This is a genomic window from Ruegeria sp. CDSA079, from assembly GCF_059612245.1.
The window spans coordinates 1-24,980 of sequence record NZ_JBXWQF010000029.1 but is presented as its reverse complement, the minus strand read 5'-3'; the positions used below and the strand labels follow the sequence as shown (position 1 = coordinate 24,980).

Annotated in this window: 20 protein-coding genes, 1 tRNA gene and 1 pseudogene; 5 read left to right on the top strand and 17 right to left on the bottom strand. The window is 55.2% G+C overall.

Features of this window, described 5'->3' with window-relative positions; genetic code table 11:
* Positions 1-47: 47 nt before the first annotated feature.
* The 3 genes from AC2FJZ_RS20460 to AC2FJZ_RS20450 all read right to left on the bottom strand — a co-directional run bounded on the left by AC2FJZ_RS20460 (position 48) and on the right by AC2FJZ_RS20450 (position 2,936).
* Complete coding sequence (locus AC2FJZ_RS20460) at positions 48-458, bottom strand: PRC-barrel domain-containing protein (protein WP_496779949.1); 411 nt, start codon at positions 456-458, stop codon at positions 48-50.
* 81 nt (positions 459-539) lie between these two features.
* Positions 540-977, bottom strand: a complete 438-nt coding sequence (locus tag AC2FJZ_RS20455; RefSeq protein WP_496779947.1) for a DUF1269 domain-containing protein — start codon at positions 975-977, stop codon at positions 540-542.
* A 228-nt stretch (positions 978-1,205) separates the two neighbouring features.
* Positions 1,206-2,936 carry an arylsulfatase gene (locus tag AC2FJZ_RS20450; RefSeq protein ID WP_496672296.1) on the bottom strand — a complete coding sequence of 577 codons (1,731 nt, stop codon included), beginning with the start codon at positions 2,934-2,936 and terminating at the stop codon, positions 1,206-1,208.
* A gap of 120 nt (positions 2,937-3,056) precedes the next feature.
* Between AC2FJZ_RS20450 and AC2FJZ_RS20445 the strand changes: the two genes are divergently transcribed.
* The gene (locus tag AC2FJZ_RS20445; protein ID WP_496672145.1) at positions 3,057-4,046 is read left to right on the top strand and encodes an AraC family transcriptional regulator; all 990 of its coding nucleotides are present in this window, start codon (positions 3,057-3,059) and stop codon (positions 4,044-4,046) included.
* On the opposite strand, the gene AC2FJZ_RS20440 is transcribed toward AC2FJZ_RS20445, so the two are convergent.
* The 4 genes and pseudogenes from AC2FJZ_RS20440 to AC2FJZ_RS20425 form a co-directional block, all read right to left on the bottom strand.
* The gene (locus AC2FJZ_RS20440; RefSeq protein ID WP_496672148.1) at positions 4,030-4,380 is read right to left on the bottom strand and encodes a DUF1376 domain-containing protein; all 351 of its coding nucleotides are present in this window, start codon (positions 4,378-4,380) and stop codon (positions 4,030-4,032) included. The genes AC2FJZ_RS20445 and AC2FJZ_RS20440 overlap by 17 nt on opposite strands.
* Positions 4,381-4,497: 117 nt before the next feature.
* The gene (locus tag AC2FJZ_RS20435; protein WP_496779945.1) at positions 4,498-4,704 is read right to left on the bottom strand and encodes a helix-turn-helix transcriptional regulator; all 207 of its coding nucleotides are present in this window, start codon (positions 4,702-4,704) and stop codon (positions 4,498-4,500) included.
* 212 nt (positions 4,705-4,916) lie between these two features.
* Positions 4,917-6,098, bottom strand: a pseudogene (locus tag AC2FJZ_RS20430) (tyrosine-type recombinase/integrase); the annotation flags it as partial.
* 265 nt (positions 6,099-6,363) lie between these two features.
* The gene (locus AC2FJZ_RS20425) at positions 6,364-7,785 is read right to left on the bottom strand and encodes a metallophosphoesterase (protein WP_496779943.1); all 1,422 of its coding nucleotides are present in this window, start codon (positions 7,783-7,785) and stop codon (positions 6,364-6,366) included.
* A 181-nt stretch (positions 7,786-7,966) separates the two neighbouring features.
* On the opposite strand from AC2FJZ_RS20425, the gene AC2FJZ_RS20420 reads away from it, so the two are divergent.
* Together AC2FJZ_RS20420 and AC2FJZ_RS20415 are read left to right on the top strand one after the other, a co-directional pair.
* A complete protein-coding gene (locus tag AC2FJZ_RS20420; RefSeq protein WP_496779941.1) occupies positions 7,967-11,056 on the top strand; it encodes an ATP-binding protein in 3,090 nt (1,029 codons plus the stop codon).
* Between the two features lie 24 nt (positions 11,057-11,080).
* The gene (locus AC2FJZ_RS20415) at positions 11,081-11,824 is read left to right on the top strand and encodes a nucleoside 2-deoxyribosyltransferase (protein ID WP_496779939.1); all 744 of its coding nucleotides are present in this window, start codon (positions 11,081-11,083) and stop codon (positions 11,822-11,824) included.
* Positions 11,825-11,871: 47 nt separating this feature from the next.
* On the opposite strand, the gene AC2FJZ_RS20410 is transcribed toward AC2FJZ_RS20415, so the two are convergent.
* From AC2FJZ_RS20410 to AC2FJZ_RS20395, 4 genes are read right to left on the bottom strand one after another with little or no spacing between them, the layout of a single operon-like run.
* Positions 11,872-12,909 (bottom strand): ACP S-malonyltransferase, encoded by a 1,038-nt coding sequence (locus AC2FJZ_RS20410; protein ID WP_496779937.1) that lies wholly within the window; start codon positions 12,907-12,909, stop codon positions 11,872-11,874.
* The gene (locus AC2FJZ_RS20405) at positions 12,906-15,095 is read right to left on the bottom strand and encodes a dehydrogenase E1 component subunit alpha/beta (protein WP_496779935.1); all 2,190 of its coding nucleotides are present in this window, start codon (positions 15,093-15,095) and stop codon (positions 12,906-12,908) included. Before AC2FJZ_RS20405 ends, AC2FJZ_RS20410 begins: the two co-directional genes overlap by 4 nt.
* Positions 15,096-15,106: 11 nt before the next feature.
* Entirely contained in the window at positions 15,107-16,309 is a 1,203-nt protein-coding gene (locus tag AC2FJZ_RS20400) for an acyl-CoA dehydrogenase (protein WP_496672171.1), read from the bottom strand.
* Positions 16,306-17,481: a pyridoxal phosphate-dependent aminotransferase gene (locus AC2FJZ_RS20395; protein ID WP_496779933.1), complete on the bottom strand. Its 1,176-nt coding sequence runs from the start codon at positions 17,479-17,481 to the stop codon at positions 16,306-16,308. Before AC2FJZ_RS20395 ends, AC2FJZ_RS20400 begins: the two co-directional genes overlap by 4 nt.
* A gap of 89 nt (positions 17,482-17,570) precedes the next feature.
* Here AC2FJZ_RS20395 and AC2FJZ_RS20390 point away from each other — a divergent pair, with 89 nt between their 5' ends.
* Entirely contained in the window at positions 17,571-18,488 is a 918-nt protein-coding gene (locus AC2FJZ_RS20390) for a LysR substrate-binding domain-containing protein (protein ID WP_496779931.1), read from the top strand.
* 91 nt (positions 18,489-18,579) lie between these two features.
* On the opposite strand, the gene amaB is transcribed toward AC2FJZ_RS20390, so the two are convergent.
* The 3 genes from amaB to AC2FJZ_RS20375 form a co-directional block, all read right to left on the bottom strand.
* Positions 18,580-20,076 carry an L-piperidine-6-carboxylate dehydrogenase gene (gene amaB / locus AC2FJZ_RS20385; RefSeq protein ID WP_496779968.1) on the bottom strand — a complete coding sequence of 499 codons (1,497 nt, stop codon included), beginning with the start codon at positions 20,074-20,076 and terminating at the stop codon, positions 18,580-18,582.
* 18 nt (positions 20,077-20,094) lie between these two features.
* Positions 20,095-21,201: a saccharopine dehydrogenase family protein gene (locus AC2FJZ_RS20380; protein ID WP_496779929.1), complete on the bottom strand. Its 1,107-nt coding sequence runs from the start codon at positions 21,199-21,201 to the stop codon at positions 20,095-20,097.
* A 175-nt stretch (positions 21,202-21,376) separates the two neighbouring features.
* The gene (locus tag AC2FJZ_RS20375; protein WP_496779927.1) at positions 21,377-22,246 is read right to left on the bottom strand and encodes a hypothetical protein; all 870 of its coding nucleotides are present in this window, start codon (positions 22,244-22,246) and stop codon (positions 21,377-21,379) included.
* Between the two features lie 178 nt (positions 22,247-22,424).
* Here AC2FJZ_RS20375 and AC2FJZ_RS20370 point away from each other — a divergent pair.
* A tRNA-Thr gene (locus AC2FJZ_RS20370) sits at positions 22,425-22,500 on the top strand.
* A gap of 257 nt (positions 22,501-22,757) precedes the next feature.
* Here AC2FJZ_RS20370 and AC2FJZ_RS20365 read toward each other — a convergent pair.
* From AC2FJZ_RS20365 to AC2FJZ_RS20355, 3 genes are all read right to left on the bottom strand, one after another.
* On the bottom strand, positions 22,758-23,597 hold the full coding sequence (locus AC2FJZ_RS20365) for an NgoMIV family type II restriction endonuclease (RefSeq protein WP_496761349.1): 840 nt from the start codon (positions 23,595-23,597) through the stop codon (positions 22,758-22,760).
* Positions 23,597-24,568 carry a DNA cytosine methyltransferase gene (locus tag AC2FJZ_RS20360; RefSeq protein ID WP_496761347.1) on the bottom strand — a complete coding sequence of 324 codons (972 nt, stop codon included), beginning with the start codon at positions 24,566-24,568 and terminating at the stop codon, positions 23,597-23,599. Before AC2FJZ_RS20360 ends, AC2FJZ_RS20365 begins: the two co-directional genes overlap by 1 nt.
* 258 nt (positions 24,569-24,826) lie before the next feature.
* Positions 24,827-24,980: transposase (locus AC2FJZ_RS20355; RefSeq protein ID WP_496779966.1), on the bottom strand; the 154-nt coding region annotated here is incomplete at its 5' end.

Here is a 24,980-nt window from a genome sequence, read left to right as displayed (position 1 = left end):
TTAGGCGCCCTCAAGCAGGTCAAAGCCTGTCGAGTGCGACCTTCCGTTTAGTTTCGAGCGTAGTGAAAGCGCGGCAGGCTTTTCAGATTTTCCTTGGTCGCATTGGGCAAAAACAGATCGCCATCCGCGTTGATCTCGAAGGCGACCGCTGGCAGCGCGATCAACTTTTCACCGATGTTCAGGAAGCCGGCGACGTTGACGATCACAAAGGTCGTATCACCATCCGGCAAGACGAGCGCATCATGGACATATCCCACAAAGTCGCCACCAGCATTGTAAACATCACCGCGCAAAAGCTCGACTACGCTCCAACCGGAAGCGACTAAGGCGACATCAAGATTGTTGTACTCGACAACAACACCGCCAGCCACATGAGGTGTGGACTGTGCGAGCGCATACATTGGGTCTCCAATTGCGAAAGCACACAAGAGAGCCGTTGTTCTCAGAACTTTTTTCATATTACTGATCCCGTCTCGACAATGTGAAAATTGAATTCAGGTCGCCGGGTGATCAAGCAGCCCGCCCCCTAAACATACTGGTCAGTTTCCGGACAAAGCGGCACGAAGCTCTTTTTCATCACTGACAGACAATGATGTCTCGATAACCTCGCCCTTCATGCCCTCCAATTCGCCCAACAACTTCGTAGGTCGGTTTGACCACCCGATAACGGCCAGAGCCGATGAGTCAGGGCCCATCTTTGAGCCGACGCGAGCTGCCAATGCATCCTCTTCGTCTGCTTGATCCAGCATTCCTGCAAGTGTCCCAGAGCCAGCACCAACAGCCGAACCTGCAATAAACCCGGCAGCAGGGTTTCCGACCATGGCACCGATCAACGTGCCGGTCAGTGCTCCAAGAGAAGTGCCTCCGACGAAACCCGTTGCTGTAAGAGTATCGGAATTCCGGGTCCGCACTACGCCGTTCTTATCGCGGGTCATTACCACGACCTCGTCGAGATCGACTTCCCAATCCAGGCTCATTTTTTTGCAGACGCAAAAGTGCTTCGTCTGCTGTATGACGGCCCTCGAAGACAATAATGACCAAATCACTCATCGTATCTCTCCCTAGTTGAAAATTGTTTTTTGCAGCGCAGTGACACACAAAAGAATGTACGTCCTGACGCTATCCCGTGACGATGTTTCATCTCTGAACTCCATGCGCGGTTCTCTCCCAACACCGCGCATGAATTAAGTTTACCAAGCTCGAAACTATTTACTTCCGTTATTTGCCGTCATCAGTTCCATGACCTGATCAATTGAAAAGCTGGCTGGCTTCTGACGCGGTGGGAACTCTTGGAATGTAGCTAGGAACTGGCCTACATACTTTTGTGCGGGCACCAGGAAATAGATCCGATCAATCATCCAGTCGTAGTAAGTATTGGATGTTAGATGCGCCTGTTCGAATGGATCACGCCGCAGGTTGGTGATCAAAGGGACGCGAAGTGGGGTCCAAGGTTCGATCCACGCACGCAATGTCGAAACAGCTTTTTGCTCAAGGAAAATCAGTTTCCAATCGTCATAGCGCAAGGCTGTTAATTCTCCGGTATCCGCGAAATAGAAAATCTCATGTCGCGGGCCGTCTTTTGTTTCACCAGTAAGAATGGGCAAGAAGTTGTAGCCATCCAGATGCACTTTATATTCGCGACCAATGGCTTGAACGCCACCTGCTTTCAAGTCTTCCTTGATGGTCTCATTGCCCGCTGCTGCCAACAACGTCGGCAACCAATCCATGTGGTGCATGATTTCGTTTGAGACAGAGTCAGGTTCTATTTTCCCAGGCCAACGCACGAGCGAGGGCACGCGCCATCCACCTTCCCAGTTGGTGTTCTTTTCACTGTAGAACGGGTTGGTGCCAGCATCTGGCCATGTATTCTTGTGGGGGCCATTGTCAGTCGAATAATGAACAATGGTGTTGTCAGCAATGCCCAGTTCGTCAAGCACATCCAATAGCTGACCGACGTGCATGTCATGTTCGACCATGCCATCGCCATACTCATCTTGTCCCGAGATCCCGAACAATTCGTCTTTCACATGTGTACGGAAGTGCATCCGTGTGCCGTTCCACCAAACGTAGAAAGGTTTGCCTTGCTCGTGCGCATTTTTGATAAAGTCGACGGCAGCTGCAACGGTTTCATCGTCGACTGTCTCCATCCGTTTTTTGGTCAATGGTCCCGTGTCTTCAACAAGCCCATCAGCCGAAGACTTGATAACGCCACGAGGGCCAAATGCCTCGCGGAAGGTCTGGCCGTCCGCCAAAACCGCGTCGCCGGGATAGTCGCGATTTTCTGGCTCTTCTTCCGCATTCAAATGGTACAGGTTTCCGAAAAACTCATCAAAACCATGGTTTGTGGGAAGCATACTGTCCTGATCACCAAGGTGATTTTTCCCAAACTGACCGGTCATGTATCCTAATGGCTTCAGAAGGCCCGCAATCGTGGGGTCTTCTTCCTTCATACCCAAGTCTGCGCCCGGGAGGCCTACCTTAGACAAGCCGGTTCTATAGACAGACTGTCCCATAATGTAAGAAGCCCGACCAGCTGTACAGGACTGCTCCCCATAGTAGTCGGTGAACATCATGCCTTCATCAGCAACCCGGTCGATATTGGGCGTTTCGTAGCCCATTAGTCCCCTAGTGTAAGCGGATATGTTGGATTGCCCAATATCGTCTCCCCAAATCACTAGAATGTTTGGTTTGTCTTGTGCAGAAACTGGTGTGCCAACCACGAGGATAGCGACCGACAAAGCACCCAATATCGCTGACTTTGTTATGCCCAAATTATGTTTCATGTGCTCTCCTGAAAAATTCGAAACCAACGCATCAATCGACAGACTGGTGACATCGCGATCAAAGTTCATTCCCACGATGACCCCATTGGTTAGCGGTGTTTGCCCTTCAATCTGTCGGCAAATACGAATCAAGGCTGCAAAAGCAACATTCATATTCACGAAAAACGTGTGTTAGCCTGCCAACGACAGGAAGCATTCATGTATAAGAAGTTGTATGAAGAGATTCGCTAAACACGTCGAAGCACATAATGAATCACTGTCCGAGCACAGTGTATGAGTGAAAAGGTCAACGAATTCACGATTAGAGCGGGCTCATTCCATGGTCCAATCTCCTTGCTTACTGACAACGCTCGGATGTTTCAAAAAACGCTGCATTCTTTCAACCTGCCAACGGAGCCAGAGGAGATTGTTGACGTTTCCAACTACCTAAAGGGCATAAAGGAAATAACTCGGTTCGCTGGCGATGATGATTTCTTTGCCCGAGCAGGATATGTTCAGAAAGTGGAAGATTTGGGCGTTTTTGGTCGCGCAATCGTTTCTGCTGATACCTTGTGGGACGCTTTGCAGATCGCCAAGTCTGCGCTGTTGTACTATCAGAGCGATTCAGAGTTAGTAATCAGAACCTACAAAAAGCGTTGCCATATCTGGTATTTCAATCCTTTTGACGCTTTTGAAGGAGCCAAAGATGTTCAATACACAATAACTCTATTGGCCAACGTTGTCTGCCTTGCAAACAATCGCACCGATCCGGACATTGATGTTTCCTACCCTAATGGCTGTTCGACGCACGTTCTGTTCAACTCCGCTATCAGTCGCGTTAGGGCTTCCACTCAAGGGTACATTTCGTTCGACGAAGAAGCACTCAAGTCGCAGATGTTCAAAATGGATGCACTGAGAGCCGAAGTGTTTTCGCGCTATTTGGCCGATGAATCCATAAAGGCTTGCGAAAAACCACTGACGAAGGACATTGTCGCCGGCCTAGTTCGTGCTTCATTCGGTGTTGCGCCATGGACTCTAGTCAACACCTCTGGAGCACTGCAATTACACGAGCGGACGATTCAACTTCGTTTGAAGTCTGAAGGAACATCTTTTCGTGAAATCGTTCAGACCGAGCGGCACCTCGCATCAAAGCGCCTCCTTATGGCTGGAAAAGACATAGTTGAAACTGCCGAAATACTTGGCTTCGAGCATCGGCAGAGTTTTTCAGAGGCATTCTCAAGTTGGGAAGGCCTTTCTCCGTCGGCCTTCACAAGTAGGGTTTAGGTTCATTGTGGCTTATTACATAGCCTATTGCCTGCAAAATGCGAGATGCAGCAACCGTAGATTTCCTATTGTCGGAAGGGTCGGCAGATTTCTCTAAGCATGTCTTATAGCAGACGTTGTTTACCGACGAATTATGCTGTCGGTTGCACTGGCGCGTCACCAAGGGCGTATCATCAGGGAAATCACATGTTTCGCGCACCCACATCGCCATGAGAATAAGCATGTAGGCGCCAACTTCATCGGCCGAGAGGTGTTGAGTATCACGCTGGTATGCATCTACCCAAAGTGGGCAGGGACGCTTAGCCCGGGCACGTTTGGCGTTGAAATCACTCATTTTGACCTCCCTCCCAATGCCGCCCAAGTTTCCGTGCACTTTCAAATGCACAACTGATGCTAGCGGTTTCCGGTGTATCGAAGCGACCGACCATAATGGATCCTCCACTGCGTGCGATTAGCATATGTCGCCATCGCGCAGAGCGCGGAGGTGGGAATCGATTTCTTCTTCGATCCACAACAAACGACCACCCAGTTTGACGGGTTTGGGAAGCCGCTCCGCAGCCAGGTCGGCATAAATGGATGAACGAGAACGGTTCCCGAGCTTCTCGCGAAGTTCAATTAGGGTCAGGTATTTTGCGGGAGTCGCCGTGAATGTACTCATTGTGACAGTCGTCCTTTCTTACTCGGGACGAAAGCCAGAATGATCGCAACCGGCCGCTCGTCCCACCAATGGGTGCCCCGTGTCGGGGAAGACGAGCTGCACATCTTGCGCAGCAACAGGTCCAATGTTAGCGGACTAATTGGTGCAATTCAATATGTAGCTGTTTAGATTTTCGCGGCCACTGTATTTAGAGTGATGCCGGCTGGCGTTAATTACCGTGTTGCGACGCAAGAAACGACTTCCCTAGTTCCACCGCACACGTAGCTCGCCCATTGCTCGCTCAACACCCTATGCTGCTCAAGAAAATCTGTGCGTCTGTAAGCTCGAACGACACCAGAGTCGGTTACGTGTCCCAGCATCGCTTCGGCTGCTTCGTGTGTCGCGTCGGTGGCTTCAGCCAGCCAGTCGCGGAGACTGCTGCGGAAGCCATGCGGGCGGGCGTACAGTTTGCGACGTTCCATCATTCGTGAGAGTGTCATATCAGAGATCACGCCGTGCCGTGTATTCGGAAAAAGGAAACCATTTCTGGAATGCGGTAGGGCAAGGTCGATAACGCGTTGCGCTTCCTGCGAAAGCGGCACACGAAAATCACTTGTTGCCCCTTTTCGACCTTTCATGGCCTCGCCGGGTATAGTCCAAACGTGTCCCTCAATCTGTTCGAGCCTGATAAAGCGCAAAGGTTTAGAGCGAACGCCGGTTAGGATGAGCAACCTCATTGCCAAGTTCGAGATAGACGGTTCCTCTAAGCTTGAGTAGAAGGCAGGGACATCGCTCCACAGCATCGCTGGGATGTGTTTCGGCTTGTGACGTGACTTTCCCAACAACGCTTTGGCTTTTTCTGTCGCCTGAAGGTCAACGTCCAATCCAAGCGCGGCCGCATGGCGAAAGACAATGTTTAGCCGGTTCATGGCTTTGCGCGCTGTGTCGGCTTTTGTGTGCCAGATTGGAGCTAGGGTGTCGCGAATGTCGCGCTGGTCAATGTCTGTTATTGGCACCTTTCCAAGCTTGGGCAGTACATGCCCATTTAGCGGTGAGAGCCAACGCCCAGCTTTTCCATCTCCTTTGAGTTCAGCCTTTCGCGCTTCAATTGCATCTGCAGTCAGAACCGCAAGTGAAACATCTTCCCTCCGCGCCACACGTGCCTCTGCTTCACGCTCCTTGACCGGGTCACGGCCTTCCGCAGCGACCGTACGCCATCGCTGTGCAACACTTCGAGCACTTGCAAGAGAAAGAGTTGGATAGCCGCCTAAGCCCATTTCGCGCCTTCGGCCATGCACAGTCACACGAAGCATCCACTGCGCGCCACCATCGTCTCGTTTAATAAACCAAAGACCAGCGCCATCGCAGTGTTTACCGACCGGTGCAGATTTAACAAAGGAAGCCGAAAGTCTGTTTTTTTGCCCGCATTTATATCCACCCTAATATCCACCTAAACTTATTGGATGGCGTCAAACATGGCAAGACAAGCTTGGACAATTAGATCAGGTAATTCATTGTAAATGAGGGGGAATCTGCACAAGAGTGAACATTCCCAAACAGGTTGCATGTGCCGCCCCCGGGCACCATTTTAGGCTGAAATATGAGAGACTTTTTCCGTTGATCTTTCTACCTTTGCTTGGACAGTTTCGTGATGCCCACGCAATCGAACGCTCATTGACTCTAACCCGTACCACCTGAGTATTTTAGAAAATCGGCCAGACGTGTGTTGTGCTGTTTCACTGCTACGGCTGCGGCTTTGGAAAAATCCGCCCACGGCCATTTCTGGGGGGCGACGGATTTAGACAGTTGCGTATACAGCGGGTTATCCACGTCTTCCGGTGTTTCGGCGATTTGGACTGAAACGCGATAATCCGATGTGTTGTGACCCTCGTTATACATGCGCAGTGAAGCTAGGTTGGCGTCATCGTCGATCAACACAATCGCGCCTCCGATGAGCGGTTTGACTTCCGGGCTGTCGACGACCCAACCGCCGCTGTTATAGGCGGCGAAGTTTGGCACGAAGAAACCCTCCAACGGCATGATCGCTTCAAATGGTTTGTGCGTGTGGCCAAAAACAAGAGAAACACTTGCAGGAACGCTCGGGGCGAATTCTGATTTTATTTGTTCTTGAACGGGAACCCGCATGAACCGTTTGACGCCTGCTCCGTCGTCGCTGAGTAAGGTATTGGTCTGCCCACGTTCAAAATAGTCGGAGACCAACGCGCTGACCATTTCGCCAACGCCATTGGCAAGTGTTTTTCCGGTCGCGCCACCCTTTTTCATAACCAGATTTCGGGTGGCACTGCCCAGCAATGATCCAATCGCCTTCGGGCTGTTTTCAGTATTATAAACGTTTTCTTCGTCAACCCCGATATGCCCGGAACGGCCCAAAACGGACCAGACGAAATCGATCCAGGCGAAGTTTTGGGCCTCCCATGCTTCCATCGTTTCGGGTGGAGTTGTCTTGGGGTAGAGGAGATCCGCAAACTCGCTGACCATCAGATACGCGTCTTCGATAAAATGCCCGTGGCTGACCACGATAAGCTTGTCGCCGGACGTGATGGCGTAGTTTGGATAAACGGTTTTGATCAGCGTCTCTGACAGCCAGGGGAGGCTGTGGGTGATTGCATTAACAAAATAACTTGGCACCCCTTCCGGGTCGCGCATCGGTGTGATGTGCGGCGGGGTGGGCAGAGGGGTGCTCCAATCGGCGGAACTCAGGGAATCCGCATATTGGCGTTCGCGGCAGGTTTCCCAAAGGTGATGGTCGTGGTTGCCGGGAATGAACACAATCTCGGGGTCGAAAAGCCGGGCGGCTGGGTCTTCCGGCATGGTCAGTTCAAGAAAGTGTCGAAACGCCATTGCAGCGACATTTTCGGTGCTGAAGGCCAGATCAAGAATGTCGCCATTCAGAATGAGCGTTGGCAGACGGTCGCCTGAGTTTTCGTTGATCAGGTGTCTCAGGCAGTTAGCCAAGTGAATCAAAACATCGCTGGGGTGCATCGGGTCTACTTGACCATCGGTTGCGTTCAGACGGGTTAAAATGCTGTTATCCGCCCCGAAATGCATATCTGAAAGACAGACATATCTGATGTCGCCCATAATCCACCCAATACATGTTCAAATAACGCTTTAACGCCTCGAATTCCTACTTCGGCACGAGGTCTGACTATTCCTTTGATCTATCACAAAACTTGACCTTGTGACACCTTTGCGTGTTTGCTTGAACAATACATGGATTTTGACTGAACTGTTTTCTCGTTTTTTGCGCGCAGGTGACCTTATGGCGAAGACCTCCGCCAGTACTCAAAAAGATTCTGGACTCAGCGGTGAGAGGCGGCGGCTTGTCCTGGCATTTGTTGATGTTGTCGGCTCGACAGCGTTGAGCACAAAAATGGAATCCGAGGATTTCGCCAACCTGATGCTGGCGTTCCAGAAATTTGGAAGCCAGACCTTCGAGAAATTTGGTGGAAAGATAGCGAATTATCTGGGGGATGGGCTTCTGGTCTATTTCGGATACCCGCGGGCGCAGGAAAACGATGCGGAGCGAGCTGTACGCGCGGCTTTCGAGTTGTTGGGAGGATTGGGAAAAATTGGGCAACCCAACCTGAAAGAGCCGTTGCAGGCGCGCGTAGGTATCCATGCCGGACCGGTGATTGTAGGGCAAAACAGCGACGGTCTGGGCGATATCCTATTGGGGGAAACAGTTAACGTTGCTGCACGCATTCAATCAGCGGCATCGCCGGGCACGATCTTCACCAGTGAATCTGCGTTGGATCTGCTGAAAGGAAAGTTCGCTTCGCGACCGCAGCCGCCGATTCAGTTGAAGGGGATTGAGAACAAAGTTGTCCTTCATCACCTGCACCAATCCGCAGCAGCGAAGCGTCCAGTGCTGCGGACGGTGCACACCCTGGTTGGCCGTGACGAGGAGCTGGCTAGGCTGAAGTCAGAATTTGAGTCTGTTCTGGATGGGAAGAGGTCGGGCGTTTGCATTTTTGCTGAACCGGGCTTGGGCAAAAGTACTTTGGTCGACAGGTTTCAGGCAAGCTTGGCCGAAACGCCCCATACGTGGCTTGAGGCCAGGTGCGACGTGCTTCAAACAGGTGCTGCCTTGCATCCATTCATCGAACTGGCACGGAAAAGTCTTGGAATTGCGGACCCGCAGGAAACCGAAGACGCCGCGACCCGTTTGAAAGACGGTTTGGCCACCTGGGAAGACAGGCCCGCGGATGCGTTTCCGGTCATCGCCAACCTTCTGGGGATTCGGGCAGCCGAAACCTCGGTTCTGGGGAGCGAAAGCCCCGAAAGCCTGCGTAAGAAGACATTGGAAACTCTGGTACATTGGATCGAGTTTCTGTCCACTCAACGTCCCGTTGTGCTGGTGTGTGAAGACCTGCATTGGAGCGATGCGACGACGATTGACTTGCTGAACCTGATGTTGGAACGGGACACTCCCGCAAGGTTCCTGTGTCTTGTTACCTCGCGAAACGCCAATGACGGTATCGGAAAGAAGCTTATTGGCCACACGATTGAACTGCCGTCCCTGGCCGAAACGGATGCGCAACAGCTCATTCGGACGATCGATGACACGCAGCGTCTCAGCACTGGGGATGTAGAGCAATTGATCGACCGTGCGCAGGGTGTGCCGCTGTTTCTGGAGGAGCTGACGCGCCAGGCGCTGCGCGATGAGGCCGGGCATCATTCCCTGATTCCGACGTCGCTTGACGGCCTGGTCATGCAACAGCTTGACGGCCTGCCGGGAAATGCCAAAGGCACCGCTCAGGTGGCTTCCGTTTTGGGGCAGGCGTTTGACCAGGCGCTTCTTGCAGCAGTCTCGGAACTGGACGCCGACGGATTGGAGGCGGCGCTTGATCAGTTGTTGGGTGCCGATCTGATCCGGCAGCATGAGAGGCAACCAAGCAATTATTTCTTTCGCCACGCCCTGACCCGAGATGGAGCTTATGGCACGTTGCTACGTCAAAGACGAAAGACCCTTCACGCAGCGACAGCGGATCAATTAATGACCCAGTTCAGCCGACAGGGGGCCATGAACCCGTCTGTGGTGGCCCACCACCTGCTTGAGTCCGAGCAATTCAGCCCAGCTGCGGAATGGTTCAAAAAAGCGGGTCGGAGTGCCGCGAAACAGGCTGCGGTCGAGGATGCCACGACACTCTACAGACGCGCGCTTGAGGCATTGGAAGGCGCGCCGGAAACGCCCGAACGGAACATCTCTGAGCTGTCACTGCAGATATTGCTGGGTAACGCGTTGATGGGAGTGCGCGGGTTTGGGTCAGATGAAATCGTTCCGGTGTGGGAGCGCGCCCTGAGCATTGCGGAAACGCTGAACGATTATGACGAGCGGTCCTCGGCGCTTAATGGATTGGCTGCATATTGGATTGGGAAGGGCGATTGCGGCAAAGCCTGTGAGTTTGCGCTTCAGATTTTGTCGTGGTCAGAACCCGCCAATCACCGCATTGGGCTGCTTCGGGCTCATTCGTCGCTTGCGAATGCGAAGTTTCAGATCGGCGATGTGCAAGATGCGCTCGACCACGCAGAAACGGCGGTGTCGCTGTATCAACCCGATGATTTTGCAAATGTGACTTATGGTGTCGGAACCGATCAGGGGGTCGTGGCCTATGGGGCTGCTGCGGCGTCGCATTGGTGGTTGGGGGCCGCGCAGACCGGTCTCAGACGCGCGTGCCAGGGAGTTGCCCTTGCCGAGGGGCTCGAATCCGCCCTTAGCCTGGCCGCCGCTCGGTCTTATCTGGCGCTCATCCATCATTACCGTGGGGATGAGGAACTTGCTTACGAGGTCGCAGATGAAACCGTGATGTTCTGCGCCAACCTCGGGATACCTTTCTGGCAAGGGTTGTGCCTGCTGCTGCGCGCCGGTCAGAAGGTCGATCCGCCCGCAAAACGCCTGCAAGACATCGAAGCAGGGCTTGGTATCCTGTCAGGCAGTGGCAGCCAATCTGCCGTTGGGCTGGGCTTTTCCATTATGGCCAGCGCGCAGGCGGATCAGGGCAACCCCGAAATTGCGTTGGGGGTACTGAAAACGGGCGGTCAGATGTCGGCGATGTTGGGTCAGCATTTCTGGGATGCGGAACTGAAACGCCTTTTAGGAGTGGTTCAGGCGACGATGGGCGACCGCACAGCAGCAGTCGAAAGCGTTTCCGAAGCCGTGGACCTGGCGCGCGACAATCATGCCAGCTCGTTAGAGCTTCGCGCGTTGTTGACACTGGACGACGTGCTTGGGTCCGAAGATCGGACCACGAGAAATCGGTTGGCGACCGTTCTTAAGACGCTGGAACCAGGGACGGATACTCCGGATGCGCAAAAGGCATCCCGCGTCCTCACTTCTGTTAATTCATAAACTCAATTTGTGGAGCTTTTTCAAATGTCAGAACAGATCGTGTATTGCTCGGGGCCGATGTTCAGCGTCGGGGATCTTTGGGAGCAGCAGAACATTGCCGCTGTGCTTGAGGCCGGGGGGTTCACAACTTATCTGCCGCAGCGAGACGGGCTTGAAGTGGGCAAGTTGATGGCGTTGCTTCTTGATCCCCAGATTTCATCGCAGGAAGGGCAAATCGCGCTCTCGATTGTGCGCAAAGTCACTTATTCGCTGGATATCTATCAGTTGATCGGTCGGTGCACATGTCTCGTTTTCAACATGGATGGGCGCGTGCCTGACGGGGGCAGTCTTGTTGAATCCTCTATCGCTTATGCGGCTGGCAAACCGATCGTGATCTACAAAACCACGCCGATCACGATGCTGGCCGGGACTGACAATCCCATGATCGAGGGGCTGTCTACCAGTTGGACTTATGTCCATGACACGGTCGACATCGTTCCGGCCTTACAAGCCCGTATAGCGGCGCAATCCGATGCGGATTATGTGTATACCCCACCTCCGGTTGTGGGTCTTGTGCTTGAGGTCGGGGCGAGCGTGGCAGACAAAAGCTCAAAATTGCGGCAGATACTTGCGGCCATCGCTGCTGCCCCGACAGGACCGGACGCACTGAAAGAGGCCAAAGCGTTGCTGGAATGGGCCAAGACGGACAAAGCCTTTCAGGCGGCGTTTGGGGCTGGTCAAACGAGTTTCCTGGGCTCTGACGGTCAGCACAAACTTGTCAGCCTCTAACCAGCGCAACCTCTCAGCCATTGGCGCCTTCAAGGTGAGGCGTCAGGCTAGGTGACCAGTGTCCTTTGATCGTCCATCCCCATTGAAACCAGAAAAGGTGCTTCGCGCTGATTGTTCTGGAAGGCAGTCTTGTCGCACAGCCCATCCCAGTTGCTGAGGATCAGGGATTGTGCCACAGCCCCGCCCAGCGTGGTGCCCGGGCCGGTGACGATGAACAGGTCTGGCGCGAACTCTCGTGCGGCCTGCGCAACCGCTTGGGTGAAGTCGTAGGTTTCTGTGACCTGATGACCCAGCGTATAATCCCACAGCGCGTGCGCGTCACAAGCCCCAGGCCACCAAATCTGGCCACGGCCGTCGATCATCGGAAGATCGGGCTGTCGGAAAAGGTCTACGCCCAGTCGCGTGCGGCCCTGCGCGGCCACGGGGGCTTGAAGGTTTGAATGAAAGCCCGCGTGATTGGCCAGGCGCAAGGGAAAGCGATCCTGCACAACTGGCACGGCTTTTTCGAACGCAGCCAGCCCGGCTTCATCCCCTGCCAACACCAGCATTCCACCCAGATCAATCGACAGGGTCAGCGTTGCATCCGTTCCGCTGATCTGATCGACCAGAGCCAAAAGCTCGGCCTTGCGGACTGGATCCGGATGCCAATCCGCGTTCAGGAATGGATAAACAAGTTGCCCACCGATCATGTTGTCCTGCATCAGCGTGCCCATGGTGTTGACCACCTCGAACCCACTTTCGGCGGTCAACGCGCCAGCGCAGGCCAGGGCCGAATACCAGCCCATCGAGTTGCCTGTCATCGCCACCACGTCGATCTTGTCAGGGTCGATGGCGCGGAAATCGCCTAGCGTAGCTGCATAGATCAGGGCCGAGGCATTATCGCCGCGCGTATGTTTTGCAACCGAATACCGCGTCGCGCCGTCCAGCGCAGTCAGAGTTTCCTGGCCCTGTGCGCTGCGCATCTGGTCGAAGTGGGCCAGCAGCGCCTTGTCTGAGAAGTGACGCCCCAGCACACCAAGTTCGGGTTTGTTATACGTGCCGCGACCGGGGCAGATAACAACGGCGGTCTGTTTTTCGTGGCTCATACCTCGGTCTCCATCAGGCGCCGCGCCGCGGTCTCGATGCTGTCCTTTGACGGCATTGTGGCGGCATAGGCCGGGCCGGTTGCGATGAAGCTGTCTTCGGCGGTGACACGGGCCAGTGGTACATTTGCGGATTCATGGAAATGCGCCATCAGCGCCTCGGCCACACCGCCATGGTGGCGCGTTTCGTCAACGATCAGGATACGTTTGGCCCCGGCTATCGCATGGGTCAAGGCATCCTTCGGCAGGGGTGACAGCCACCGCAGATCGACGATCCGGGATTTGATTCCATCCGTCTGCAACGCCTTTTGTGCCTGGTGGCTGAGATAGACACCATTACCGAAGGTTACGATGGCCAGATCATCTCCGTCGCCCTCCACGCCGACCTCTCCGAACCCGATGCGTTCGGACGGGTCGGGGTAGGTCTGCATCCAGCCGCCATCGCCCCCCTCGTGTAAATCGCGCATTGGGTAGAGCGCGATGGGTTCCAGGAACACGACAAGCCGTTGCTCCTCGCGCGCAAGCCGCACGCATTCACGCAGCATCCGCGCGGCATCCGCGCCGTTCGACGGGCAAGCCAGGATCAGGCCCGGAATGTCGCGAAGAACTGCGACCGAATTATCGTTATGGAAATGCCCACCGAACCCTTTCTGATACCCCAACCCGGCAATGCGTAAGACCATCGGGTTTGTGTACTGACCGTTTGAGAAGAAGGGCAGGGTGGCCGCCTCGCCGCGCAACTGATCTTCGGCGTTGTGCAGATAGGCCAGAAACTGGATTTCAGGTATGGGAATGAACCCGTTTTGTGCCATGCCGATTGCCAGGCCAAGGATCGACTGTTCATCCAGAAGCGTGTCGATCATCCGGTCGGGGCCAAAGCGGGCCTGCAATTTTTGTGTCACACCATAGACACCGCCTTTGCGTCCAACATCTTCGCCCATCATTATGATCTCATCGTGTTCCAGCATCAGGTCGGTCAGGGTCCAGTTGATCAGGCGTGACATGATCTGAGGCTCGGACTGCGCCTTGAGATCGCCACCGAAGACCTCGGCCCTTTGCTCGGGGGCAGGACCGTTGGTCGGCGCACAGTGGCGCGTGGGTGGGACTAGACTTGCCATCACGTCGCTTGCCGTTTTCAGGCGTGGGCGGGTTACGGCTTTGTCAGCCACGCGGGCGACGCGGGCACAGGTGTCGGTATAGACACGCAGGGCGTCCTCGGGTTGCATCGCGCCAGATTGCTCCAACAGGCGGACCGAATGCAGCAAAGGATCGTTGGCCTCTTCTGCCTCAACCTCGGATTTTGGCAGATACGTTGTTGGCATATCGGCCCCGGCATGACCGTACAGACGCACGGTGCGCACATGCAGGAAGGCGGGTTTGCGGCGGCGGCGCGCATAGTCTGCGGCCTCTTGCGTCACACGGAACGTGTCGAACAGATCAAGCCCGTTGCAGCTGAAGTATTTCAGCCCCGGCCGGTTCTCGAAGGTCGCTGCGATCCAGCCTTGCGGAGTTTTGGTCGAGATGCCGATGCCGTTGTCTTCACAACAGAACAAAAGTGGCAGAGGCACTGATTGGTAAGACGTCCATTGCGCTGTGTTGAACGCCCCTTGCGCGGTAGAGTGGTTGGCCGAGGCATCGCCGAAGGAACAATAGACAATCGCATCGTCCGGCATATCAGCATGTTCAGGCCGGCGGCGGCGGGCCGCACCAATGGCATAGGCCGCGCCCACTGCCTTGGGCAGGTGACTTGCAATGGTCGAAGTCTGCGGCGGAATGCACAGCGTTTTGGACCCCAGAACCTTGTGCCGTCCGCCACTGATCGGGTCTTCTGAGGATGAGGCGAAGGACAACAGAATGTCCCAGGTCGGGCTCTGTCCCGGCACCTGATTGGAGCGGGCGATCTGAAAGGCAGCATCGCGATAGTGCAGAAAGGCCGGATCGGTCGGACGCAGAGCGGCTGCAACAGCCGCCATGCCTTCGTGCCCGGAAGATCCGATGGTGTAAAACCCCTGACCGGCTTTCTGCATCGCGCGGCTTTGCCGATCCAACGCGCGGCTAAGGCATTGTGCGCGATACAGTCCTACGGCTTCGGTCTGGGTCAGAGGACCAGCTGGGGCCTGACCCGCTGGGAAATCCCGCGCCGCCAAGCGACGCAGGAAGTTTTCGTGCACAATGGCTGCGCGATCCATGTTGATTGTCCTTAGGCGAAGGCTTGCAGGCCCGTTTGCGCGCGCCCCAAAATCAGCGCGTGCACGTCGTGGGTGCCTTCATAGGTGTTCACCGTTTCCAGATTCACCATGTGCCGGATGACGTGGAAGTCCTGACTGATGCCGTTGCCGCCATGCATGTCACGGGCGTGGCGCGCGATCTCAAGTGCCTTGCCGCAATTGTTGCGTTTGATCAGGCTGATCATCTCGGGGGCGGCGCGGGCTTCGTCCATCAGGCGACCCACACGCAGGGCGGCCTGCAGGCCAAGGGCGATCTCGGTCTGCATGTTGGCAAGTTTCAACTGGAACAGCTGGGTCTGCGCCAGAGGCCGCCCAAATTGCTTGCGATCCATCCCGTATTGATGGGCCGCGTGCCAGCAGGCTTCGGCCGCACCCATGGTGCCCCAGGCAATACCGTAACGTGCGCGGTTCAGGCAGCCGAACGGGCCTTTGAGACCCTCGACATTGGGCAACAGCGCGTCTTCCGAGACCTCGACATTGTTCATAACGATCTCACCGGTGATCGAGGCGCGCAGGGACAGTTTGCCTTCGATCTTGGGCGCGGACAGTCCCGCCATGCCCTTGTCCAGAACAAAGCCCTTGATCTTGCCGTCATGCGCTTCGGATTTTGCCCAGACCACAAACACATCCGCGATCGGCGCGTTCGAGATCCACATTTTCGAGCCGTTCAGCACATACCCGCCTTCGGTCTTTTTGGCGACGGTCTTCATCCCGCCGGGGTCCGAGCCCGCGTCGGGTTCGGTCAGGCCAAAACAACCGATAAACTCGCCACTGGCCAGTTTCGGCAGGTATTTCTGGCGCTGTTCGTCGGTGCCGTAGGCATAGATCGGATACATCACAAGGCTGGACTGCACGGACATCATCGAGCGGTAGCCGCTGTCGACACGCTCAACTTCACGCGCCACAAGGCCATAAGTCACATAGCTGGATCCTATGCCGCCGAACTCTTCGGGGATAGTGGTGCCCAGCAGGCCCATCTCACCCATTTCGCGGAAGATATTGGGATCGGTTTCTTCCTTGGCAAAGGCTTCGGTCACGCGGGGCAGCAGTTTGTCCTGCGCATAAGCACGCGCAGAATCGCGCACCATGCGCTCGTCTTCGGCCAGTTGATCTTCCAGCAGGAACGGGTCTTCCCAGGTGAAAGGGCCAAGCTGCGGACGGGATTGTGGTTTCATGAGAGTTTCCTTTCTACAGCCGATTTAAGGCGTGCAAGACCAGCTGCAATTGTATCTTGTGCGTAGGCAAAGCTTAGGCGGAAATGTCCGGGCAAACCAAAGGCGCGACCGGGTACAACAGCGACACCGGCATCTTCCAGCACCCAGGCACAGAAGTCAGCGTCATTTTTGAAGGGTCCGCCGTTATCTGCAAGCAATTCCGCGCAAGTGGGGAAAGCATAGAAGGCCCCGTCAGGCGCGTCACACCGCAGGCCGGGAACCGCGTTCAGTCCAGCAACCACCAGATCACGGCGTTGGGCGAAGAGGTCGCAGCGTTCTGCCAGCAGGGTTGGGTCGCATGTAATGGCGGCCAGTGACGCCCATTGCGAAATCGAACACGCACCCGAAGTCATCTGACCTTGCACGGCAACCATTGCCTTGATCAGTTCGGCAGGCCCGATCCCCCAACCGATGCGCCAGCCGGTCATGGACCAGGCTTTTGCCACGCCATTGACGATCAACATACGCTCGGCAAGCCCTGGTGCGGCATCGGCTACGGAAACGAAGGGGACGAAGCTGAGGTGCTGGTAGATTTCATCTGCCAGAACCCAGACATGCGGATGCTGTGCCAATACGGCGTTCAAGGCGGTGATTTCATCCTGCGTGTAGATTGCCCCGGACGGGTTCGACGGCGTGTTGAGCATCAGCCAGCGGGTGCGGGGTGTGATTGCTGCCTCAAGCTGATCGGGCCGCAGCTTGAAACCTTGCTCCATCGGGCAGGGCAGAACAACTGGTATACCGCCTGCCATGCGGACAATATCTGAATAGCTGGTCCAATAGGGCGCAGGCATGATGACTTCGTCACCTGGGTTCAGGCTGGCCAACATTGCGTTTGCGATTACCTGTTTTGCGCCGGTCGACACGATGACTTGCGCCATCTCGACCCCTGCCTGACGAGCGATCTCGGTGCGCAGATCAGGCACACCTGCGGTTGGTGGGTATTTTGTCTTGCCTTCCTGCGCCGCTGCATGGGCCGCCTCGACCACGTGGGGCGGCGTGGGCAGATCCGGCTCACCCGTTGACAGCGCCACAATATCGCGACCTTCCGTGCGCAGGCGGGCAGCAGCCTCGGAAATCTGCACGATTTCGGAGAGTTCGATACCGTTTAACCGGTCAGCGCGTTGGAACAGCATGGCACTTCCTTTGAAGTTCAGCTTGAAACTAGTGTGAATTTTACTTGAGAAAAACACCTTAATAGGTATCTTTTCTGTGACTAAAGCTCATGGATTTTATGCCCCGGATCAACGCTCTTCCGTCTCTTGCCCTGATGCGCAGTTTTGAAGCCGCCGCACGTCACGAAAGCTATACTATGGCGGCGGAAGAACTGGGCGTCACGCAAGGCGCTGTCAGCCGTCAGGTGCGCGAGTTGGAGGCGGCGATTGGCGTCACGTTGTTTCGGCGGGTCGGGCGCGCGGTTCGACTTTCCAAAGCAGGACGCGCGTTGCGGGTGGAACTGGCCGGCGATCTGGAACGACTTAGTGGCACGATCAACCGCGCCATTGCCGCCGGGGATGGTGCAACACTGCTGACGATGGCTGTGCTACCTACCTTTGCGACGCGGTGGCTGGTGCCACGCCTCGCCGATTTCAAAGCATTGCACCCGGGGATCGAACTGGATCTACATTCCTACACGACGCCGTTCAGCCTTGAAGAAAGACGCGTGGACGTTGCCATTCACTTCGGCCATGACGACTGGCCAGGTGCCCGGCTGCGCAAGCTGTTCCCGGAACATCTGGTGGTCACCGCTGCGCCTGCGCTGTTGGGCAGCGCGGGGCTTGGTGAGAAACGAGATGTGTTCGATCTGCCGCTGTTGCATCTCACCTCTCGGTCCGAGCAGTGGTCGGACTATCATGCCAGTCTGGGGTTGGGTGCGCGTGCTGTCTTTCCGGGTATGCGCTTTGATCAGTTTTCGATGCTGATTGAAGGGGCCGTGGCCGGGTTGGGGGCTGCAATCCTGCCGTCTTATCTGATCGAGGCCGAGTTGACCTCGGGCGCGCTTGTCGAAATTGGTCAGGTCGCGAACGTGTCGGGCAGCGCCTATTACGTCGCTTTTCCAACCGGGCAGAAAAATGAAGCGGTTCAGGTCTTTTCGGACTGGTTGATCAAACAGTCAAAGCAACGGCGATCGGTGGGTAGCTAAAAGGATCATAAAGGCCGCACCGGGTTTGCCTTCCCGATGCGGCCACGTTGTGTTGATTTCAAAGGCCGTTCGTTCACGAACAGCGCGGGCCTTAGATGTCGAACTTCACACCCTGCGCCAGCGGCAATTCCGCTGAGTAGTTCACGGTGTTTGTCTGCCGGCGCATGTAGGCCTTCCAAGCGTCCGAGCCGCTTTCACGCCCGCCGCCGGTTTCCTTTTCACCGCCGAATGCCCCGCCAATCTCGGCCCCCGAAGGCCCGATATTGACGTTGGCGATGCCGCAATCCGACCCGGCCGCAGTCAGGAACTGCTCGGCCTCGCGCATGTTCAGGGTGAACACGCAAGAAGACAGCCCTTGCGGCACGTCGTTTTGCAGCGCGATGGCTTCGTTGAAATCTTCATAGCCCATGACATAGAGGATTGGCGCAAATGTCTCGGTTTTGACCGTATCAGATTGCCCGGGCATCTCGACAATGGCAGGTGCCATATAGACGCCGCCGGGGACACCTTCGGTCACACGGTTGCCACCGAACACCTTGCCTCCTTCGGCCTCTGCCGCCTTCAGCGCCGCTGTCATGGCTGCGCCCGAGGCTTCATCCACCAAAGGTCCGACCAGCGTGCCTTCGGCCATCGGATCACCGATGGGCAAACCGGAATAGGCTTTCTTGAGGCGGGCCACCAGTTCGTCCTTGATGGAGTTGTGAACGATCAGGCGACGCAAGGATGTACAACGCTGGCCTGCGGTGCCAACGGCCGAGAACACAATTGCGCGCACAGCCATTTCCAGATCTGCCGAGGGGCCAACGATCATTGCGTTATTGCCGCCCAGTTCCAGAATGCATTTGCCAAAGCGGGCCGCCACGATGGGTGCCACCGCTCGCCCCATGCGCGTCGAACCGGTAGCCGAGATCACGGGTACATCTTCGCTTGAGACCAGAGCCTCGCCCAAAGCCGCATCACCGATCACGGTCTGCAACAGACCGTCAGGCGCGTCGCCGAAGCGGGCCAGAGCGCGTTCAAAGATCTTCTGACACGCCATCGCGGTCAGCGGTGTCTTTTCGGACGGTTTCCAGATCACCGGATCGCCGCAGACAATCGCCAGCGCTGCGTTCCATGACCAGACTGCGACCGGGAAGTTGAAGGCCGAGATTACACCGACCGGCCCGGCCGGGTGCCAGGTTTCCATCATCCGGTGGCCCGGACGCTCAGACGCGATGGTCAGGCCGTAAAGCTGCCGTGACAGGCCAACGGCAAAGTCGCAGATATCGATCATCTCCTGTACTTCACCCAAACCCTCGGACGTGATCTTGCCAGCCTCCCAGCTGACAAGCGCGCCTAGATCGTCTTTGGCTGCGCGCAGTTCCTCTCCTAACAGACGGATCAATTCACCCCGCTGAGGTGCAGGCACCACGCGCCAGGCTTTAAACGCCGCTTGCGACCGGGCGATGATGACGTCCATCTCAGAGGCAGGTGTCTCGTGCACACTGGCCAAAACGCGGCCATCGATCGGAGACGTCACCTGCAAGGTGCCGCCGGTCAATTCAGCCGCAGTCAGGTCCAGTTTCGAAAGTGTGGTTTCTGCATTCATTGCAACATCTTTCATGTCTCAGGCTGCCTTGTTTTGAAGTGTAACGTCACCGGCGCGATAGAGCGCGCCAAATTCGGTGTTCAGGAAATCAACAAGCTTCACCTGCTCCTGCCGGACAAAGCCTTTCGAGGGCAGTGTGCCAGTGCGCATCAGGTCAACGACACCCAGAACCCCCGCCGCTGTCGTGATCTGAATCGCACTCCAGGTCTGGCCGTTGATGTCACGGGCAAAACTCTTGTTGATCAGCGATTTTTCACGCAGCGCGCCGTCGATCATGCCCTTGGCGGTGCAGTAGACCAGAACCACATCCTGATCGGTACGGGGCAGGGCGGATTCGAAAATCTCCTTCAGCAGATCACGGCGACGTTCCAGTCCCAGATCGTGCAGCAGCAGTTTCAGAATTTCACAATGACCCGGATAGCGGATCGAGCGATAAGAGACCGCCCGCGCCTTACCTTCCAGCGTTTCAGGCAATGTGCCCAGCCCGCCCGAGGTGTTGAAGCATTCGTATTCCACGCCGTCATGTCCCAGGACCTCGTAATCCTCTAGCGGCACGGTCTTGACCAATTGGCCGTTCACGATGGCATCGCAGGGGTTGCAATACTCGTTGATCAGCCCGTCGGTTGACCAGGTCAGGTTGTATTTCAACGCGTTGGTCGGATAGAGCGGCAGCGCGCCCACCCGCATATGAAGGCTGTCGATCTCATCAAACTCGGCGGCCAGTGATGCGCCCGCGATACCCACAAAACCCGGCGCCAGCCCGCATTGCGGCATAAAGGCTGTCTGACTGTCTTCAGCCAAGGCACGCACGGCGTTGGTGGCGGCCACATCCTCGGTCAGGTCAAAGTAATGCGCGCCTGCTGTCTTGGCAGCTTCGGCAATTTTTGGTGTGAGAAAGAACGGTGCCGCCGAAATGACCGCGTCGAACCCGTTCAGGTTTTCTGCCAATTTTCGCGCGTCACTGGCATCGATCTGTTTTGTAGAAATGCCCATTTTTGCAATTTCTGACAGTGATTTCAGATCGTGATCCGCAACCGACACGGTGTAATTTGGCGATGCTTTCAGCAAGGTCGCGATCATCTGACCGATCTTGCCTGCGCCTACGATACACACATTCCAGGACATACCTGTATTTGCCTCCCAATTTTTGCCTCGCCCAACGATGGGCCGAGAGCTGTTCGAGTGGCAGGGTGAAATTTGACGAAATGAACGAAAAGTCTGACGTTATGACGAGAGAGGTGGCGATTTGACGAATATGTGGCGGGGCTCTCATTTTGAGGCGGAAAGACACAACCGAAGCTTAAAGTACGCGAACGTCCGGCATTGCCCGAATCGCGGCCATGTCTTGCGCGTAAAGCTCTGAAAACGCTTCGAATATTTCAGCGCTCCAACCCGGCAAACCCAACTCTTCTTCAACCTGATCCGGCTGCGCGTGCTGATCCAGGACCTGTGCCAGTTCTTCGCGTTGGCTTTGGATATCCGCAGGTTTGCCGCGCTGTACGATCTCCAGCACGTGCCCTTGTCCGGCATCGGTCAAAAGCGAAGACAAGAAGGAAAACTCATCGGGCAGAGGGGTCTCCTCGGGTAGCCCGGTCTTGGCTCGAATGATGTCACCCCAGATCAGCGGCAGGTTTTCGTTTTCCCACACGGTCAACTGGATCTGGGGTGCAAGCTCACGCAGGTCTTCGATCATGCTGAGCCAACTTAGACAACTGAGATCGGTGCTGGCCAGAATATCCCTGCGATGGTCTTCATGAATGGACATCAGAACATTGGGAATGAAAATGCCCGGATTTACCAACCCAACAAACAACTCAAGTTGTGCCCCTTCCAGAAGAGTCCCGGTGAAAGCTGCCCGTTTTCCGGCAAAGGGATAGATCTGACCATGTTGCAGCGTGGTCCGTCGGGGGCCAAAGAACTTGTCGCTCGACAGAATCACACGCTCCAGGTTTGTGTCCTCGGGAAAAAGGGGGGCCAAACTGTTTCGGGTTTCATCAACTGTGGTGCCCTGGCTCAGCGCATCCGACATGATATTGACGAATTGCCGGGATAGCCGCGGCCCCATGGATGCAGTGTTCATCCCGTCCAGCAGTCGTCTGTTTGCCGCAAGTGAGGACAATATGCGCCCTTCATCAGTAAAGGCAGCGCCAGCATGAATAATCACCTGCATGTCGTCTTCCTTACCCCCGCTGTTGTGTCCAGCTTCGCATGTACCATCGGTTTGCCAGACGTATGCGGTTTTTTTCCTGTTTGGTTTTTGCACGTTCTCGGGAAAACGGACAATACCCTAGTTCGAGCCAAAAATGAGGCTTGCAGTCCTCCGCCAGAGGAAGTAATCGACTGCTTGTGCCCCTATAGCTCAGCTGGTAGAGCAACTGATTTGTAATCAGTAGGTCCGCGGTTCGAGTCCGTGTGGGGGCACCATATTAACCGAAAAATTTTATATAAATCAGTAATATAAATGGATTTCGGATTCGCGTATCCCCCTTTTTGTCCACCTGCCGCAGAATCTAAGGATAGTCGGCAATTGGATCGTTGGGTGTCGTCGCGACTCAATTTTCGCGCCAAAGAGACGCGGAAGTGAATCAACCCGATACCAACGCGTGAAGATAGTTAGATATGATTTGAATTTTGCATCCGTCCAGGAGCGGTGTCATTCGTGTATCACGATAGAGGCGGGGCTATAGCACCAGATCGAGGGCCAAATCGGATATGTCTCTGAGGCGCTTCCCATCTATCATTGTCTCTACCAGTTCGAGGGTTTCTCGTTCTTGTTCTCTAAGTACTTCCACCAACTCAGTCAGTGCAAAATGGTATACGCAATCAATGTCACCAGTACCGAGAGCAATAGCAGCAATTCTAGACGGCACCGGCTCAGCTGTAATTGCGGCAATGTGGGGTAGGCGTCCCTTTCTGTTACGGACCAGATTAAGTGCCTCGGAACGTGTATTCTGAACTCTGTCAGAGCGGATCGTCAATTTGCAACTGACTGACGCGTGCAAGGTTGCGTGTGCCCCGTTAGCTTGGCGGATCGATGTCTGCCGAGCAATGCTTGCGTCCACCAGTGGGTGTTCAGCATTGATACTTTCGTCTGTCTCTGGCTCACGTATGACGACGACATCTGGCTTAATTAAGTAATCAGTACCAAGGTGCGTCTTAAGTTCCTTGCTAGCGTCAGCAAGTATGCGCAGTTCGTCCAAGTGAACGTATTGCTCAAACAGCGAGATAGCCTTCCCACGTTCTACTGAGAACTTACCGGGGCGCAAGTGAGTGAGCTTAGCCATGCTCTCTTGGAGGAAGCTCTGGCATACGCTTTCGAACATGTGCCCGGCGGTTTGCCCAGCAGGTTTTTCCGCCTTCTGTTGAGTAGTGCCGATCTTGGAGACAAGAGCTTTTGAGATTTCCCGGCTAGCTTTGTTCGAAACATCGGCAATACTGGGGACAGAATTGGTAATGGAAATTGGCCCTGCAAGGCAGGCGGCATGAAAGTTTTTTCTTGCCCGCTTTAACCAAACATCCATCAGGCGACCGCATAGACTTTCTGGGCTGCCATGATGGCCGATTTTACATTCTGAGCAACAGCTTCGGCAACGGGAGGTGGAAATGCATTTCCAACTTGTCGGTAGGCATTTGTCTTTCGCCCTGCAAACTTCCAATCTGGTGGAAACCCCTGCACCCTTGCCGCCATCTGTACCGTCAGCCTAGGTAATCCCACGAAGTCACGTTCGGGAGCTTCTTCTGCAATCGTCTTACCATTAACTCCAAGAGCCTCCCAGGCTCGCTTGGCCCGCGTTGGGCCTAGGTCTGGTCCGCCATGCTTCTTTGAACCGCCAACAATGGTAGGTGCGATCTCATCTGCATTGTCACGCCATTTCTCAGCTCCTCGCCATCCATTAGAAGCCATCATCTCATAAAGGAGCTCTCCAACAGTTGGGGGCGTCGTTGCATCACCAACGGGCCATTCAAAGTTTCCCGCGTAGTCCTCGTGAATAGCAACAATTACGACCCGTGGACGAAGCTGAGAAACGCCAAAATCGCAAGCGTTATAAAGGTGCCATTCGACCCGCGAATATCCGAGCTTCTTTAGCTGGGACTTCAATGCATTGCGGTAGTCGTGAAAGACTGCATCAAGAAAACCGCGAACATTTTCTAACATGACTGCTTTCGGCCTAACCTCATCGATTACTCGAACCGCGTGTGGGAATAAGTCTCGTTCGTCATCGGCGCCAAGCTGTTTGCCGGCCTTCGAGAAGGGGGGGCAGGGAACGCCGCCAGCCACCAAATCAACGCCCTTGAATGGTCGAGCATCAAACTTAGTTAGATCACACTGTTCACCCTCCAAGACATTCCAAGAAGGTCGGTTAAGCTTAAGTGTTTCTCGTGCCCATTTATCGTTATCGATCAAGGCATGATGACCAAAACCCGCCTTTTCGAGACCCAATGCTTGCCCACCTCCGCCGGCGCAAAGTTCTATCGAAGAGAGAGGGAACATAGGGAATTTCCTTGAGGTTTGTTGCACGAAACATACAATATGTAGTGCTCCAAAAAGTCAATTAGGGCTTAACACGGCGCTACCAATCTTTCACAAAGCCATCGCTTAAGTTGCCAACACTCGCCTAGATGAGTCGGCAACCATTGATCGTCGCGACATCAGGGCAATGTCCCGCGCGAAATTGCAGTAGCTCTCTCTCTTGGCATTTTGCCGCCATTCCGCTCACTTCGTGCGCTACTGAGTGACTAGGCTCAGGACTCATAGCCAATAGATGACCAGTGCGGCGAGTGCGATGGCTGACAGGAAGACTTTCGGGCATCTATCGTAGCGGGTTACCACACGTCGCCAGTCCTTCAATCTGCCGAACATGATCTCGATCCGGTTCCGTCTTTTGTAACGACGCTTGTCGTAC

What these genes read in the sequence shown, in the direction of transcription:
- AC2FJZ_RS20460 (WP_496779949.1), bottom strand. Translation starts at nt 458, where the DNA reads ATGAAAAAAGTTCTGAGAACAACGGCTCTCTTGTGTGCTTTCGCAATT.
- AC2FJZ_RS20455 (WP_496779947.1), bottom strand. Translation starts at nt 977, where the DNA reads ATGAGCCTGGATTGGGAAGTCGATCTCGACGAGGTCGTGGTAATGACC.
- AC2FJZ_RS20450 (WP_496672296.1), bottom strand. Translation starts at nt 2,936, where the DNA reads ATGAATGTTGCTTTTGCAGCCTTGATTCGTATTTGCCGACAGATTGAA.
- AC2FJZ_RS20445 (WP_496672145.1), top strand. Translation starts at nt 3,057, where the DNA reads ATGAGTGAAAAGGTCAACGAATTCACGATTAGAGCGGGCTCATTCCAT.
- AC2FJZ_RS20440 (WP_496672148.1), bottom strand. Translation starts at nt 4,380, where the DNA reads ATGAGTGATTTCAACGCCAAACGTGCCCGGGCTAAGCGTCCCTGCCCA.
- AC2FJZ_RS20435 (WP_496779945.1), bottom strand. Translation starts at nt 4,704, where the DNA reads ATGAGTACATTCACGGCGACTCCCGCAAAATACCTGACCCTAATTGAA.
- AC2FJZ_RS20425 (WP_496779943.1), bottom strand. Translation starts at nt 7,785, where the DNA reads ATGGGCGACATCAGATATGTCTGTCTTTCAGATATGCATTTCGGGGCG.
- AC2FJZ_RS20420 (WP_496779941.1), top strand. Translation starts at nt 7,967, where the DNA reads ATGGCGAAGACCTCCGCCAGTACTCAAAAAGATTCTGGACTCAGCGGT.
- AC2FJZ_RS20415 (WP_496779939.1), top strand. Translation starts at nt 11,081, where the DNA reads ATGTCAGAACAGATCGTGTATTGCTCGGGGCCGATGTTCAGCGTCGGG.
- AC2FJZ_RS20410 (WP_496779937.1), bottom strand. Translation starts at nt 12,909, where the DNA reads ATGAGCCACGAAAAACAGACCGCCGTTGTTATCTGCCCCGGTCGCGGC.
- AC2FJZ_RS20405 (WP_496779935.1), bottom strand. Translation starts at nt 15,095, where the DNA reads ATGGATCGCGCAGCCATTGTGCACGAAAACTTCCTGCGTCGCTTGGCG.
- AC2FJZ_RS20400 (WP_496672171.1), bottom strand. Translation starts at nt 16,309, where the DNA reads ATGAAACCACAATCCCGTCCGCAGCTTGGCCCTTTCACCTGGGAAGAC.
- AC2FJZ_RS20395 (WP_496779933.1), bottom strand. Translation starts at nt 17,481, where the DNA reads ATGCTGTTCCAACGCGCTGACCGGTTAAACGGTATCGAACTCTCCGAA.
- AC2FJZ_RS20390 (WP_496779931.1), top strand. Translation starts at nt 17,571, where the DNA reads ATGGATTTTATGCCCCGGATCAACGCTCTTCCGTCTCTTGCCCTGATG.
- amaB (WP_496779968.1), bottom strand. Translation starts at nt 20,076, where the DNA reads ATGAATGCAGAAACCACACTTTCGAAACTGGACCTGACTGCGGCTGAA.
- AC2FJZ_RS20380 (WP_496779929.1), bottom strand. Translation starts at nt 21,201, where the DNA reads ATGTCCTGGAATGTGTGTATCGTAGGCGCAGGCAAGATCGGTCAGATG.
- AC2FJZ_RS20375 (WP_496779927.1), bottom strand. Translation starts at nt 22,246, where the DNA reads ATGCAGGTGATTATTCATGCTGGCGCTGCCTTTACTGATGAAGGGCGC.
- AC2FJZ_RS20365 (WP_496761349.1), bottom strand. Translation starts at nt 23,597, where the DNA reads ATGGATGTTTGGTTAAAGCGGGCAAGAAAAAACTTTCATGCCGCCTGC.
- AC2FJZ_RS20360 (WP_496761347.1), bottom strand. Translation starts at nt 24,568, where the DNA reads ATGTTCCCTCTCTCTTCGATAGAACTTTGCGCCGGCGGAGGTGGGCAA.